Source organism: Smaragdicoccus niigatensis DSM 44881 = NBRC 103563 (assembly GCF_000380645.1).
GTDB lineage: Bacteria > Actinomycetota > Actinomycetes > Mycobacteriales > Mycobacteriaceae > Smaragdicoccus > Smaragdicoccus niigatensis.
On the sequence record NZ_AQXZ01000009.1, the window covers coordinates 77,985 to 90,995 of the forward strand.

The 13,011-nt window shown below is 65.7% G+C and carries 11 protein-coding genes and 1 tRNA gene; 6 read left to right on the forward strand and 6 right to left on the reverse strand.

Annotated elements, in window-relative coordinates:
• Position 1: 1 nt before the first annotated feature.
• The 6 genes from F600_RS26525 to F600_RS0102500 form a co-directional block, all read right to left on the reverse strand.
• Entirely contained in the window at positions 2–589 is a 588-nt protein-coding gene (locus F600_RS26525) for a carboxymuconolactone decarboxylase family protein (protein WP_018159001.1), read from the reverse strand.
• Entirely contained in the window at positions 590–928 is a 339-nt protein-coding gene (locus F600_RS26530) for a hypothetical protein (protein ID WP_018159002.1), read from the reverse strand. It abuts the gene before it with no gap.
• 9 nt (positions 929–937) lie between these two features.
• Complete coding sequence (locus F600_RS0102485; RefSeq protein WP_018159003.1) at positions 938–1,585, reverse strand: DUF2461 domain-containing protein; 648 nt, start codon at positions 1,583–1,585, stop codon at positions 938–940.
• 94 nt (positions 1,586–1,679) lie between these two features.
• On the reverse strand, positions 1,680–2,660 hold the full coding sequence (locus F600_RS0102490; protein WP_026306090.1) for a ribose-phosphate diphosphokinase: 981 nt from the start codon (positions 2,658–2,660) through the stop codon (positions 1,680–1,682).
• A gap of 30 nt (positions 2,661–2,690) precedes the next feature.
• Positions 2,691–4,211 carry a bifunctional UDP-N-acetylglucosamine diphosphorylase/glucosamine-1-phosphate N-acetyltransferase GlmU gene (gene glmU, locus F600_RS0102495; protein ID WP_018159005.1) on the reverse strand — a complete coding sequence of 507 codons (1,521 nt, stop codon included), beginning with the start codon at positions 4,209–4,211 and terminating at the stop codon, positions 2,691–2,693.
• 50 nt (positions 4,212–4,261) lie between these two features.
• A tRNA-Gln gene (locus tag F600_RS0102500) sits at positions 4,262–4,333 on the reverse strand.
• A gap of 170 nt (positions 4,334–4,503) precedes the next feature.
• On the opposite strand from F600_RS0102500, the gene F600_RS0102505 reads away from it, so the two are divergent.
• The 6 genes from F600_RS0102505 (at position 4,504) to F600_RS30015 (ending at position 12,929) form a co-directional block, all read left to right on the forward strand.
• A complete protein-coding gene (locus F600_RS0102505; RefSeq protein ID WP_051090721.1) occupies positions 4,504–5,097 on the forward strand; it encodes a TetR/AcrR family transcriptional regulator in 594 nt (197 codons plus the stop codon).
• A 155-nt stretch (positions 5,098–5,252) separates the two neighbouring features.
• Complete coding sequence (locus F600_RS0102510; protein WP_026306091.1) at positions 5,253–5,900, forward strand: TetR/AcrR family transcriptional regulator; 648 nt, start codon at positions 5,253–5,255, stop codon at positions 5,898–5,900.
• A gap of 68 nt (positions 5,901–5,968) precedes the next feature.
• On the forward strand, positions 5,969–9,565 hold the full coding sequence (gene mfd / locus F600_RS0102515) for a transcription-repair coupling factor (protein ID WP_018159008.1): 3,597 nt from the start codon (positions 5,969–5,971) through the stop codon (positions 9,563–9,565).
• Positions 9,562–10,404 carry a nucleoside triphosphate pyrophosphohydrolase gene (locus F600_RS26535; RefSeq protein WP_018159009.1) on the forward strand — a complete coding sequence of 281 codons (843 nt, stop codon included), beginning with the start codon at positions 9,562–9,564 and terminating at the stop codon, positions 10,402–10,404. Before mfd ends, F600_RS26535 begins: the two co-directional genes overlap by 4 nt.
• 165 nt (positions 10,405–10,569) lie before the next feature.
• Entirely contained in the window at positions 10,570–12,450 is a 1,881-nt protein-coding gene (locus tag F600_RS32540; RefSeq protein WP_018159010.1) for a peptidoglycan DD-metalloendopeptidase family protein, read from the forward strand.
• Positions 12,447–12,929 (forward strand): hypothetical protein, encoded by a 483-nt coding sequence (locus tag F600_RS30015; protein ID WP_018159011.1) that lies wholly within the window; start codon positions 12,447–12,449, stop codon positions 12,927–12,929. Before F600_RS32540 ends, F600_RS30015 begins: the two co-directional genes overlap by 4 nt.
• Positions 12,930–13,011: the final 82 nt, after the last annotated feature.

The window sequence follows — 13,011 nt, forward strand, 5'->3', positions numbered from 1 at the left end:
ATCAGCGCAGAAGAATCCGGGGAAGCCGGTAGTCGACACGATGGAGCACCTTCGCCGCCATTTCGACTTGCCCCGGTGTTTCCCACTGGAAGTCGAGTGCATTCGCAACCCGATTCATGACGTTGAACACGGCATTGACGTGAAGCGCGTCGATGATTGCCGCATCCGGAACTCCGACGTCCCGGACGGCGTCGATATCTGCGCGCGTGAGTAGTTCCGGGGACCGGGTCGTCTTGGCGAGAACGGGCAACATCGCTGCGGCCTCACGCCGCAGGTTCTGCGCGTCGCCGGCCATCAAAGCGCCGCCGGATTCAACACGGGTTGTCTCGGAATGGATCGTGGCGCAGAACGGACATTGATTCTGTTCGGAGGAGTATGCCGCGAAGAACTCTCGCTCAGCCGGCGTCCAAAAGGAATTGCTGCGCAGCACGATCGATGCGTAGTCGGACATCGCGCCGCCGAAGAACTCGGGCCGGTAGGTCCACAGCCTGATGACCGGATCGACGGGGTAGCGGAAGACGCGGTTGATGGTGGTGATGAACACTCGCGCGCGAAGTCGATGGCCATTCTCGAGAATTGACAGACGCATTCACGCCTCCGGACCGAGCAGCGCAACGGCGGCTTCCAGTCGCGTCAACGATGCGCCGAGTGCGGCGGCAACGGTGACTTCGAAGACCTCGTCCTCGGAATGACCTGCGAGGCGCAGTCGTTTGATGACCGCGTCGGTGATCTTGTACGAACTGTCCCGTACCGCCACGGCATAGTCACCGATCAAGCTGCCGTCCGATTCGTCGAAGGCCCAAGCGCGGCGGATCGAGGGATCACTATTCGCGGGAGCGTCGAGAACGGCGTGCCGAAGGGCCTCGAGCGCAGCATCACGCCTGCTCAGGCCATCGCGGCTTGCGCGGGAGAAGAATCCTCGCAGCATCTTTCGATGCTAGCGGCCCCGGCGCTCCAGCTCAGTCGGTCCCACGCGCTGCTGCAGCCACGATGTGAGCGGCTGCATCGCGTGGAAGCCATCGACGATGTGCTTCTTCGCCTTCGGGGTCGCCAGCCACGCCGGAGCGCCGAACGTCTTACGGGCGGTCAGCGTCTTGAATCGAAGCCGATCCGCGCGCGGGTGATCCTTCGGGTATCCGGCGGGCACGCGGGTCAACTGCTCGCCGCCGACTTCGAAACCCGCCTGCTCGAGGTCGGCGATGATGCCTTCGAGTTCCGTGCCCGAGATCTCGGCAGCCACCGCCTCGCGCAGGCGTCCGACCTGGTCACTGGCCGTTTCCCAGTAACCGGCGGCGACCATCAGACCGGCGGCGTCGATATGGACGTAGACCGATGACTCGCCGAACCACGCGCCCTGATTGGTCTTGTACGGCGACTTGTCCTTGGCGAACCGGACGTCACGGTAGGGCCGGAAGATCTTGGCCTCGCCGAACTCCGGGCCGAGTTCGGCGACCAGAGCCTCGAACGGCTTCTTTATCGCCCCTTCGTAGGTGTCCTTGTGGGCCGTCCAGAACGCCTTGGAATTGTCGGCCTCGAGGTCCTCGTAGAAGTCGAGCGCAGCAGCGGGGAATCCGGTGAACGTCACGAGAACACCATAGGCGGACGGAAATCCGCCCGGGCCCCGAGATTGCAGGAAACCAATCGCGACCCGAACGGTTCCTGCAATCGCGGGCTGTCGGCTAGGCGCTGCCGTCGAACAGACTGGTCACCGAGCCGTTCTCGAAGACCTCACGGATCGTGCGGGCGAGCAGCGGGGCGATCGACAGCACGGTCAGCGTCGGGAACCGCTTCTCCTCCGGGATCGGCAGCGTGTTGGTGACGATGACCTCGCGCGCGCCGCAGTCGGCGAGACGCTCGCTCGCGGGTGCGCTCAGCACACCGTGTGTCGCGGCGATGACGACGTCCTTCGCGCCATCCTGCAGCAGCAGCTTGACCGCGCCGGCGATGGTGCCACCGGTGTCGATCATGTCGTCGATCAGGATGCAGGTCTTGCCCTTGACGTCACCGACGACGCGGTTGGCGACAACCTGGTTCGGGACGAGCGGGTCACGGGTCTTGTGCACGAAGGCCAGCGGTGCACCGCCGAGGAGGTCGGCCCACTTCTCCGCGACGCGCACGCGACCTGCGTCGGGGGAGACGACGGCGATGTCCCCGAGGACGTAGTGCTCCTGGAGGTAGTCGCACAGCTGGTGGTTCGCGCGCATGTGGTCGACCGGACCGTCGAAGAAGCCCTGGATCTGATCGGTGTGCAGGTCGACCGTGATGATGCGGTCTGCGCCGGCAGTCTTGAGCAGGTCAGCGACGAGGCGAGCCGAGATCGGCTCGCGGCCGCGGTGCTTCTTGTCCTGACGGGCGTACGGGTAGAAGGGCAGCACCGCCGTGATCCGCTCGGCCGAGCCGCGCTTGAGCGCGTCGATCATGATCAGTTGCTCCATGAGCCACTGGTTCAGCGGGAACGGGTGGCTCTGCACGACGAAGGCGTCGCAACCGCGGACCGACTCCTCGAAGCGCACGAAGATCTCGCCGTTGGCGAACTCGCGCGCGGTCTGCGGAGTGACCGGAGTGTCGAGTTCCTTGGCCAGCTGCTCGGCAAGCTCAGGGTGGGCACGCCCGGAGAAGAGCATCAGGTTCCGGTCGTTGTCGGTCTTCAACCTCGTCACCGAGCTTGCCTTTCTTGAAACATCGTCGATCTATTCGTCTGCCGGAGCAGATTCAGCGGCCCGCTTTTCCTGCGCAGCTTGTGCGGCCTTGGCTGCCGCACTGTCCGGGCGGTAGCGCATGACCCAGTTCTCAATATTGCGCTGTTGCCCTGCCATCACTGCGAGCGCCCCCGGTGGAACGTTGCGGCGGATCACCGTACCAGCCCCCGAGAAGGCGCCGTCGCCGACGTCGACCGGCGCCACGAACATCGTGTCGCTGCCGGTGCGGACGTGCGATCCGACGGTGGTGTGGTGCTTGGTGATGCCGTCGTAGTTGACGAAAACGCTGGAGGCGCCGATGTTCGAGTGCTCGCCGATGGTGGCGTCACCAACGTACGTCAGGTGTGGGACCTTCGAGTTGTCGCCGATCGTCGCGTTCTTGGTCTCGACGAACGTGCCGATCTTGCCCTTGACGCCGAGCTTCGTCCCGGGCCGGAGGTAGGCGAACGGGCCGATGGTGGACCCCGCGCCGAGTTCGGCGTCCGTGCCGTGCGTGCGGATGACGACGGCTGCGGTGCCGACGGTGACGTTCGTGAGCGTCGTGTCGGGACCGATCTCGCACGCTTCGCCGATCGCGGTCGTGCCGCGCAGCTGGACGTTCGGGTAGATGAGCGTGTCCGGGCCGATCGTCACGCCCGCTTCGATCCAGGTCGTGGCGGGGTCTTCGATCGTGACGCCCGCGCGCATGTGGCTCGCGACGATCGCGTCGTTGTAGGCGCGCGAGACGGCCGAAAGCTGGGCGCGGTCGTTGACGCCGGCCACACACATATCGCCGGTGACGTTGGCGTCGGCCCAGGCACCCGCCGTCTTCGCGGCGGTGATGAGGGTATTGATCTCGACCGCGTGCACGTGACGCGCCTCGGAGCGGGCGATCGCGACGACGTCGGTGAGGTAGAGCTCGCCCTGCGCGTTGTCGGTATTCAGGTTCGCGGTGGCCGAACGCAGGTGGGCCGCGTCGAACGCGTAGACGCCGGAGTTGACCTCGTTGATCTCGTGCTGGCCGGTCTGCAGATCCTTCTGCTCGACGATCGCGTCGACATCGCCGGACGCGTCCCGGGTGATGCGGCCGTAGCCGAACGGGTTCTCCGGCCGGAACGTCAGGATCGTGACGGCGGTTTCGTTCGTGGCGAGGTGCGCGTTGTGGAGTTCGCGCAGGACGTCGCTGTTGAGGAGCGGGACATCCGCGGCGGTGAGGAGCACGTCGCCGTCGAATCCGTCGGGAAGGCCAGACAGTCCGCATGCGGCCGCGTGGCCGGTGCCGAGCTGCTCGTCCTGGACGGCGATGACCAGGTCCTGTCCCAGCTGCTCGCCGATCTGCTCGACCACCGGGATGACTTCTTCGCGCTGATGTCCGACGACGACCACGACATGACCCGGCGCGAGGTCGCACGCAGCGCGGATGGTGTGCTCGAGCATTGTGCGGCCACCGACGCGGTGCAGGACCTTCGCCGTCTTGGACCGCATTCGGGTTCCCGCTCCGGCGGCGAGAATGACTACTGCGGTCTCGGACATGAACGGGTCCTCTCGGCCGGGGCTGACTCCGCTGACGAACTTACAAGCAGCTCCGCCGCCAGGACTCGAACCTGAACTATCTGAACCAAAATCAGAGGTGCTGCCAATTACACCACGGCGGATTGAGGCGAATAGATCCTCGCATGCGCGGGGTATAGGTGTGCAACCGGCTTCCGGCCAGTGGCCGGTGATTGTCCGGATACCCTGATCGACAGGCGACCCAGTCGTGATGAAGGGGTGAGAAGTGGCGTCCAGCGAAGAGGTCTCGGCACCGCGCGGTCCGCGGACGCGCATGACCGGCACGCAGCGCCGGAAGCAGCTCATCGACGTCGGTCGGTCGCTGTTCGCCGAACGTGGCTATGACGGCACCTCGATCGAGGAGATCGCGCAACGCGCGCAGGTCTCGAAGCCGGTCGTCTACGAGCACTTCGGCGGCAAAGAGGGCATCTACGCCGTCATCGTGGACCGCGAGATGAGCCGACTACTCGGCATGATCACCGCGTCGCTGACCGAGAACAAGTCGCGCGTGCGAATCGAGAGTGTGACGCTCGCGCTGTTGACCTACATCGAGGAACACACGGACGGCTTCCGGATTCTCGTTCGCGACCAGCGCATCGCCGCGGACGAGGGGACCTACTCGAGTCTGCTCAACGACGCGATCGGCCAGGTGTCGAACCTCCTGGCCGGCGACTTCGAGCGCCGGCATCTCAAAGCCGAACTCGCGCCGCTGTATTCGCAGGCGCTGGTGGGCATGGTGTCGACCACCGCGACGTGGTGGCTCGACGATCGATCCGTGCCGAAAGAGGTTCTGGCCGCACATCTGGTGAACCTGTGCTGGAACGGTCTCATGCATTTGGAAGCGGATCCGACGCTCGGAACAGAGTAGCGGTCGGTTTTCGGCGAACGATCCGTTGCGCTGTTCGGAAAAATTGCTATCTGGCAGGGTCTCTACCCCGAAAAGTGGTGCTAACGTGTCCTTCGTAACCGTACCGTTCAGTTTCCAATGATCTTGTCCGGTCTCGACCAAACGGAGTGTTGCAGGTGGCTCGTCAAGCTCGCGCAGAACTGACTCGCGACGCAGTTCTCCTCGGTGCCGCCGAGGTGTTCCTCCGTCTGGGCTACGCGAACGCCAGCCTCAACGAGATCATCAACCAGTCCCATGTGACCAAGGGTGCGCTGTACTTCCACTTCGGTTCGAAGGAGGAATTGGCGCGCGCGGTCATCGACCAGGGTGCGCAGCGTCTCGCGGACGCCGTGCTTCCGGTGGTCAACAGCCGGGTGCCCGCGCTCGAGGCCGTCATCTCGATCTCGTACGACATCGCCGAATTGACGCTCAGCGAGCCGATCGTCGGTGCGATGACGAAGCTGACCTACCAGATCGGCGACTGGCGCGGTGCTGCCGACCGCTCGCCGGGCCAACTCGCCGGAGACCTCTACCGCGACCTCGCCGCTCGTGCCGTCGCCGAAGGTGACCTGCGCTCCGACGCGAATCCGAACGACGTCGGGATGGTGTGGCAGCAGGCGGTCACCGGCGCGTACGTCGTCGCCGCCAGCGTCGATGATCTCGCGAGCATGGCGAGCAGGCTCGAGCGCACCTGGTACTACCACCTGCCCGCGGTCGTCGCGGAGGACAAGCTGCCGTACTTCCGGGAGTTCGCTGCCCGGCGTTTGCGCCGCTACGTACCTTAGGTAAATCTGGTAGTGCCGCGGCCGGAATCGACCGAGTGCCGCGGTTTACAACCTTTGGAGCTCCCGCTTTGTTGCCTCTTGCAGGACTAGCTGAATTTGCCTGTGCGGACCCGGCATTCGATGCAATCAACGATCTCGCAGCGCAGCGATCGGCAACGCTCGTCGCGCCGGCGAGCGCGCGTCCGTTCGTCGCGGCGGCGCTGAGTGCAAGTGCTCCCTTGCTCGTCGTCACGGCCACCGGCCGCGAAGCCGAGGATCTCACCGACGAGTTGACGCAGATGCTCGGCGATCGCGTCGCGCTTTTCCCGTCGTGGGAGACGCTGCCGCACGAGCGGCTGTCGCCGAGCGCGGACACTGTCGGAAAGCGCATTTCCGTGCTGCATCGACTGGCCAAGTCCGACGAACTCCGCATCGTCGTCGCGACGGTGCGCTCGCTCATGCAGCCCATGAACGCCGGACTCGGGGAGATCGAACCGATCACGCTGACTGTCGGCAGCGAACACGACTTCACTGAACTGATCGGCAAGCTCGTCGAGTTCGCCTACAGCCGAGTCGATCTCGTCGGAAAGCGCGGCGAGTTCGCGGTGCGTGGAGGCATCCTCGACATCTTCCCGCCGACGGCCGAGCACCCGGTGCGTGTCGAGTTCTGGGGCGACGAAGTCACCGAACTGCGTGCCTTCGCGGTGACCGACCAGCGGTCGGTATCGGACCTCGAGGTCGACACCGTGGTCGCTTTCCCATGCCGTGAAGTGCTGCTGACCGAAGCGGTTCGCGAGCGGGCCGCCGACCTGGCGCAGACGCCTGCGGTGCAGCGGTCTGGACTTGTCGAGATGTTCACCAAACTCGGCGCCGGAGTTCCGGTCGAGGGCATGGAATCGCTTCTGCCGGTACTGGTTCCGGACAAGCTCCAGCTCCTGACCGAGGTGGTCCCGCACGGAACGCGCGTCTTGCTCATGGACCCCGAGCGAATCCGTACCCGTGCAGCCGACCTCGTGCGCACCGGCCAGGAGTTCCTCGAGGCGTCGTGGACCGCGGCGTCGATCGGAGCCGATGCGCCCATCGACGCGGCCGCACTCGACCTGGCGAGCTCGGCTTACCGCACCCTCGATGAGATCGAAGACAGCGCGGCGGACTGCAACCTCGCGTGGTGGGTCCTGACACCGCTCGCATCCGGCGATTCCACCGAAACTGTTCTGGACCTTCGCTCCGCACCGTCGCCGCGAGGCTCGGACGAGCAGCTCGTCGCGATGTACGCGATGCTGCGCGTGCATCTGAGTTCGGGCGGTCGCGCCGTCGTGGTCGTGACTGGTCATGGAACGGCGCAACGTGTCGTGGAGCGGCTTTCCGAGGCGGATGTCCCGGCGACCCTTCTCGATGGCGGTGCGGCGCCCGGCACCAACTCCGTCGGTGTCCTGTGCGCGACGTTGCGCGATGGCATCGTTCTCGACCGTTCGCAGCTGGTGGTCATCACCGAATCGGACCTGACCGGATCGCGGACCAATACGCCGTCCGGTGGCCGCCGGCTGGCCGCGCGCCGGCGTAATCAGGTGGACCCGCTTGCGCTCGTCGCGGGGGACATGGTCGTCCACGATCAGCACGGCATCGGAAAGTTCGTCGAGATGGTCGAGCGCACGATCGGCGGCGCACGACGCGAGTATCTCGTCATCGAGTACGCGTCGAGCAAGCGCGGACAACCGGGCGACCGGCTGTTCGTGCCGATGGAGTCGCTGGACCAGCTGTCGCGGTACGTCGGCGGCGAGATGCCGGCGCTCAGCAAGCTAGGCGGTTCGGACTGGGCGAACACCAAGCGGCAAGCACGCAAGGCGGTGCGCGAGATCGCCGGAAAACTCGTGCAGTTGTATGCCGCCCGACAGGCCTCGCCCGGATTCGCCTACCCGCCGGATACGCCGTGGCAGCGCGAGATGGAGGACGCGTTCGCGTTCACCGAGACGCATGACCAGTTGACCGCGATCGACGAAGTCAAGGCGGACATGGAGAAGCCGGTCCCGATGGACCGCGTCGTGGTCGGTGACGTGGGCTACGGCAAGACCGAGATCGCCGTCCGCGCCGCGTTCAAAGCCGTCCAGGGTGGCAAACAGGTCGCGGTGCTCGTGCCGACGACTCTGCTCGCCGGGCAGCACCAGCAGACCTTCACCGACCGGATGGCGGGTTTCCCGGTCACGATCAAGGGTCTGTCGCGATTCACCGACCCGGCCGAATCTCGCAAGACCCTCGCGGGTCTGGCGGATGGCTCGGTCGACGTCGTGGTCGGCACCCACCGACTGCTACAGACGGGCGTCCGGTGGAAAGACCTCGGCCTCGTCATCGTCGACGAGGAACAGCGCTTCGGCGTCGAGCACAAGGAACACATCAAGGCGCTGCGCACCCACGTGGACGTGCTGACGATGTCGGCGACGCCGATCCCGCGAACCCTGGAAATGTCGCTGGCCGGCATTCGCGAGATGTCGACGATCCTCACTCCGCCAGAGGAGCGCCACCCGATCCTCACGTACGTCGGCAAGTACAACGACAAGCAGGTCGCGGCCGCGATCCGGCGTGAGCTGCTGCGCGATGGCCAGATCTTCTACGTGCACAACCGCGTGCAGTCGATCGACAAGGCGGCCAAGCGGATTCGCGATCTCGTGCCGGAGGCTCGGGTCGTCGTCGCACATGGCCAGCTTAACGAAGAGCTGCTCGAGCAGACGGTCGAAGGCTTCTGGCACCGCGAGTACGACGTGCTGGTCTGCACGACGATCATCGAGACGGGCCTCGACATCTCGAACGCGAACACGTTGATCGTCGAGCGTGCGGACATGCTCGGTCTGTCCCAGCTGCATCAGCTTCGCGGTCGAGTCGGGCGTTCGCGCGAACGTGGCTACGCGTACTTCCTGTATCCGGACGAGAAGCCGCTCACCGAGACCGCGTACGACCGGCTGGCGACGATCTCGCAGAACTCCGACCTCGGCGCCGGTATGGCCGTCGCCATGAAGGACCTCGAAATCCGCGGTGCCGGAAACGTTCTCGGTGCGGAGCAGTCGGGTCACGTGGCAGGCGTCGGGTTCGACCTGTACGTGCGTCTCGTCGGGGAAGCGGTTGAGGCGTACCGCGCGGTCGCCGACGGCCGTCCGATCGACGCGTCCGAACCGCCGAAGGATGTCCGGATCGACCTGCCGGTCGACGCGCACATTCCGCCGGGATACGTGACGAGTGACCGCCTGCGCCTCGAGGCGTATCGCAAACTTGCCGCGGCCTCGAACGACGCCGAGATCGGTGCCGTCATCGACGAGCTTCGCGACCGCTACGGTGAGCCTCCGGTCGAGGTCGGCCGGCTGGTGTCGGTCGCTCGGTTACGGTTGTTGTGCCGTGAATATGGCGTGACCGAGGTACTTCTGGCCGGCACGCAGGTGAAGATCTCACCCTTGGACCTCCCGGACTCCAAGCAGGTGCGGCTCAAGCGGCTGTACCCGTCCGCCAACTATCGGCCGACGCAGGAAGCCATTCAGATTCCGCTGCCTCGCACGGGTTCGGGAGGCGTCGGTGCAGACCGCGTTCGTGATGTCGAATTGCTGCAGTTCATCGCCGACTTCCTGCTGAGCCTCGACTCGAAGCCGTCCATGCCGATCGCCTGGGACGGGTCGGCGGTCTACACCACGTCGTCGAAATGACCGTCGTCCTGCTCGACGCGCTGCGCCCCGGGGTGGTGCCGATCGCGGCTCTCGCTGAGTTGAGCGGGCCGGTGCGATGCACCGCCGAGGTCCCGGCCGAAACCCGGTTGCAGCTGCGCGAGGACGCCTCGGCCGACGTTTTGGTGAGCACGAATGCCGGTGACCCTGAGGTCGTCCGGCGGGTCGCCGCGGGGGAGAGGGTCATCTCTGCGGAACCGATCCTCGGTGACGCGCTCGTCTCGGTTGCCGACGTGATGAATCGCCTGTGGGGCTTCGGTGCGTGGGAGACACGGCAGACGCACTCATCGCTCACCGGCTACCTCCTGGAGGAGGCGTACGAACTCCTCGATGCGATCGAGCATTCCGATTCCGAGCACATTCGCGAAGAACTCGGCGACCTGTTGCTGCAGGTCCTGTTTCACTCCCGGATCGCCGAGGCGCAAGGCCGATTCGCGGTCGACGACGTCGCCAACGCCCTCGAGACGAAGCTGCGGCACCGCAGCCCACACCTCGACCGGGGCGCGCTCGACAGCATCGCCGAACAAGAGGACGCGTGGAACCGACGCAAGGCATCGGAGAAGGCTCGGGAATCGTGCCTCGACGGAATCGCGCTTCAGCTTCCGTCGCTCGCACTGGCGCAGAAAGTTGTGGCGCGCTGCGTCGAGGCCGGCGTCCCGGCCGACTGCATTCCGGCGGCTCTCCAGACTCAGATTTCGGAATTGGAACTTCGGGCGAAGGTCGTCCGGTTCATGGCGGCCGTCCGCGACGTCGAGGCGAAAAGTGGCAGCGCGCCTACCACGGAAGCCTGGCGAACCGGACTGCGGAATTTCGCGCTCTAGCAGCGGAAACGTCGAATTTCCTGAGCTGTCGCTGAGTCATTTATTCGGGGTATTGAAGTTGCACCTTCAACAGGGTTACGCTCAGTGCAACCAGAAGCAGACCAACTGGTATGTAGTTGATCAACGGCGATCTTCGCGCGTTTCGTTTGAGTGGGGGCTGACGAAATGGTGGTCACCCTGCGGCGCGCACAATGCGCCGAGCGACCAGCCCCGCTGACCCGTTCTTGCGCCCGGATCGGCGCCATCTCGGTGTCCCTCATCGTTGGCCTCGGATTTCTTGGTCTCACCACTTCCAGCGCCGACATTGTCGTGCCCATCGCGCCGCCTGGGGTCTTCGACCAGCCCGCGAGTCCGCCCCAGATTCAGTTCTCGCCACCCCAGATCCAGTTCGCGCCGCCTGAGGTTCAGTTCTCACCGCCGCAGGTTCAGTTCGCGCCGCCGCAGGTGGTTTTTCCAGACCCGCCCGCAGCTGTGATTCCGGCGCCGCCGGTGATCGAGCCACCGAAACAAGCGCCGACCTTCGTCCCGGCACCGCCCGTAGTCGCGCCGCCAGTGGTGGAGGCGCCCCCGGTGGTCGAAGCGCCGCCGGTGGTGGAGGCGCCCCCGGTGGTCGAAGCACCGCCGGTGGTCGAAGCGCCGCCGGTGGTCGAAGCGCCGCCGGTGGTCGAAGCCCCGCCGGTCGTTGAAGCTCCGCCGGTCGAGCAAGCCCAGCCGTCCGTCGCACAGCCACCGCCAGCGGCAGGTCAGACGACAGCGGCACCTCCCGCGGAGGGCAAACCAGCAGCTGAAACCGCGGAACCGACGACGGGCGCGGCGGGCCAGGCGACGACCGTCGTAGCCGAAGCCGCGGCAGACCCCGCGACCACTGGCACGAATGCAGAGGCAGCGAAGGCGGCCGCGTTCGCCGCACCGAACACCACGGCGGCCGGCCCCACGGTCGCGGCTGCGTTGGCGAATGACTCGGCGACGACGGTGTCCGCGAATCCGATGCAGCTCGCCGCACCGCTGGCCGCCGCGGCCACTCCCGCGGGGTTCGCTTCGGCGTCGACCGGCGGTGCGGACTATCCGTGGATGCCGGCCCCGAGTGCCATGACCGCGTGGGCGCCGTGCATCTGGGGCGGCATGCCGCTCGGTGTGGACGGAACGCTCTCGTCGCCGTTCGGTATTCGCGGTCGCGAGTTCCACCGCGGCGTCGACTTCGGCGCACCGTTGGGTTCACCGATCTTCTCGGCCCTCGATGGCACGGTGACCGACGCCGGTCCGGCCCAAGGCTTCGGGCAGTGGATCGTGATCGATTCGCACACCAGCAGCGGACTGGTGTCCACCGTCTACGGGCACATGTATCCCGCGGGCGTGCTCGTGCAGAAGGGCGACACGATCCGGGCGGGCCAGCGCATCGGGCTGGTGGGGAGCAACGGCGAGTCGACTGGTCCGCATCTGCACTTCGAGGTGTGGCGCGGTGGGCGTACCGAGGGCGGGGCGCCGGTGGACCCGATGGCAATCCTGAGTTCGAAGACTGCGGTATCACCACCGGCGGGCTGCAACGCCAACGCGCCGATCAACGCGAGCACCGTGCCGCAGGACTACATGCCGTGGCTGCAGAAGGGCGGTACGCAGTGCCCCGGCCTGTCGGCTCCGCTGCTCGCCGCGCAGATCATGCAAGAGAGCGGATTCCGCTCCGATGCCGTCTCACCTGCGGGGGCGCGGGGACCCGCCCAGTTCATGCCCGGTACCTGGCAGACGATGGCCGTCGACGGTGACCACGACGGTCGGCGCGACATCAACAGTGTTCCGGATGCGGTCATGACCCAGGCGCAGTTGATGTGTTCGAACCTGACGGTCGCGCGCCAAGGCGTTGACGGCGGAACTTTGCGGGGAGATCCCGTCGATCTCGCTCTCGCGGGGTATAACGCAGGAATGGGTGCGGTGACGAGGGCTGGCGGGATGCCATCCGGCGGTCAGTACACGACCGAGACGCAACCATATGTGGCTCGTATCCGATCCATGACCAGTCAGTTCTCGGTAGTCCTGCAGGGGGCTCGATGAGGGCTGCGGTCGCGGTCCTGTGTCTGTTGCTGGGCTTGTTGGTGGGATGTGGCAGCGAACCGCCGTCCGGTGACGTGACGGATCAGGCGAAGCCCGGCGACGAGGTCATTGTCAAAGCTCTCGACACCATCTTCACGTGGCATCCCGGGACCGATGCCTCGACGATCGACGGCTACCGGCGGGCCGCGCCGTTGCTCACCCAGAGCCTCTCGGACAAGTCGTCGGCCGGTTCTGACGTGAGACCCTCGGCGCAGTGGCAGGACTGGGCTCGACGAAAGGTGTCGGTCAACGCGACGACCTTCATCGTCGCGGGGGAGCATCGTGCGGACACTCCGGATCGCATCGAACGCACGGCCGTGGTCACTCAGACGGTCGTCGATCCCGCAGCGAGTAGCCAGACGTTAGCGCCGTTCAACGCGTATGTGGCTGCGGTTCGTACGTCGGCCGGGTGGCGTGTTTCGGACATCGCCATCCGGTAAGTGAGCAAACTTTCAATTATCTCACCATCTGAAATTGGACAACCGCACGTATAGCGTTGCCCTGCAAGCACTTCTCTGGTCG

Excerpts from the sequence above, each read along its gene's own strand:
- F600_RS26525 (WP_018159001.1), bottom strand. The coding sequence starts at position 589 with ATGCGTCTGTCAATTCTCGAGAATGGCCATCGACTTCGCGCGCGAGTG.
- F600_RS26530 (WP_018159002.1), bottom strand. The coding sequence starts at position 928 with ATGCTGCGAGGATTCTTCTCCCGCGCAAGCCGCGATGGCCTGAGCAGG.
- glmU (WP_018159005.1), bottom strand. The coding sequence starts at position 4,211 with ATGTCCGAGACCGCAGTAGTCATTCTCGCCGCCGGAGCGGGAACCCGA.
- F600_RS0102505 (WP_051090721.1), top strand. The coding sequence starts at position 4,504 with ATGACCGGCACGCAGCGCCGGAAGCAGCTCATCGACGTCGGTCGGTCG.
- F600_RS26535 (WP_018159009.1), top strand. The coding sequence starts at position 9,562 with ATGACCGTCGTCCTGCTCGACGCGCTGCGCCCCGGGGTGGTGCCGATC.
- F600_RS32540 (WP_018159010.1), top strand. The coding sequence starts at position 10,570 with ATGGTGGTCACCCTGCGGCGCGCACAATGCGCCGAGCGACCAGCCCCG.
- F600_RS30015 (WP_018159011.1), top strand. The coding sequence starts at position 12,447 with ATGAGGGCTGCGGTCGCGGTCCTGTGTCTGTTGCTGGGCTTGTTGGTG.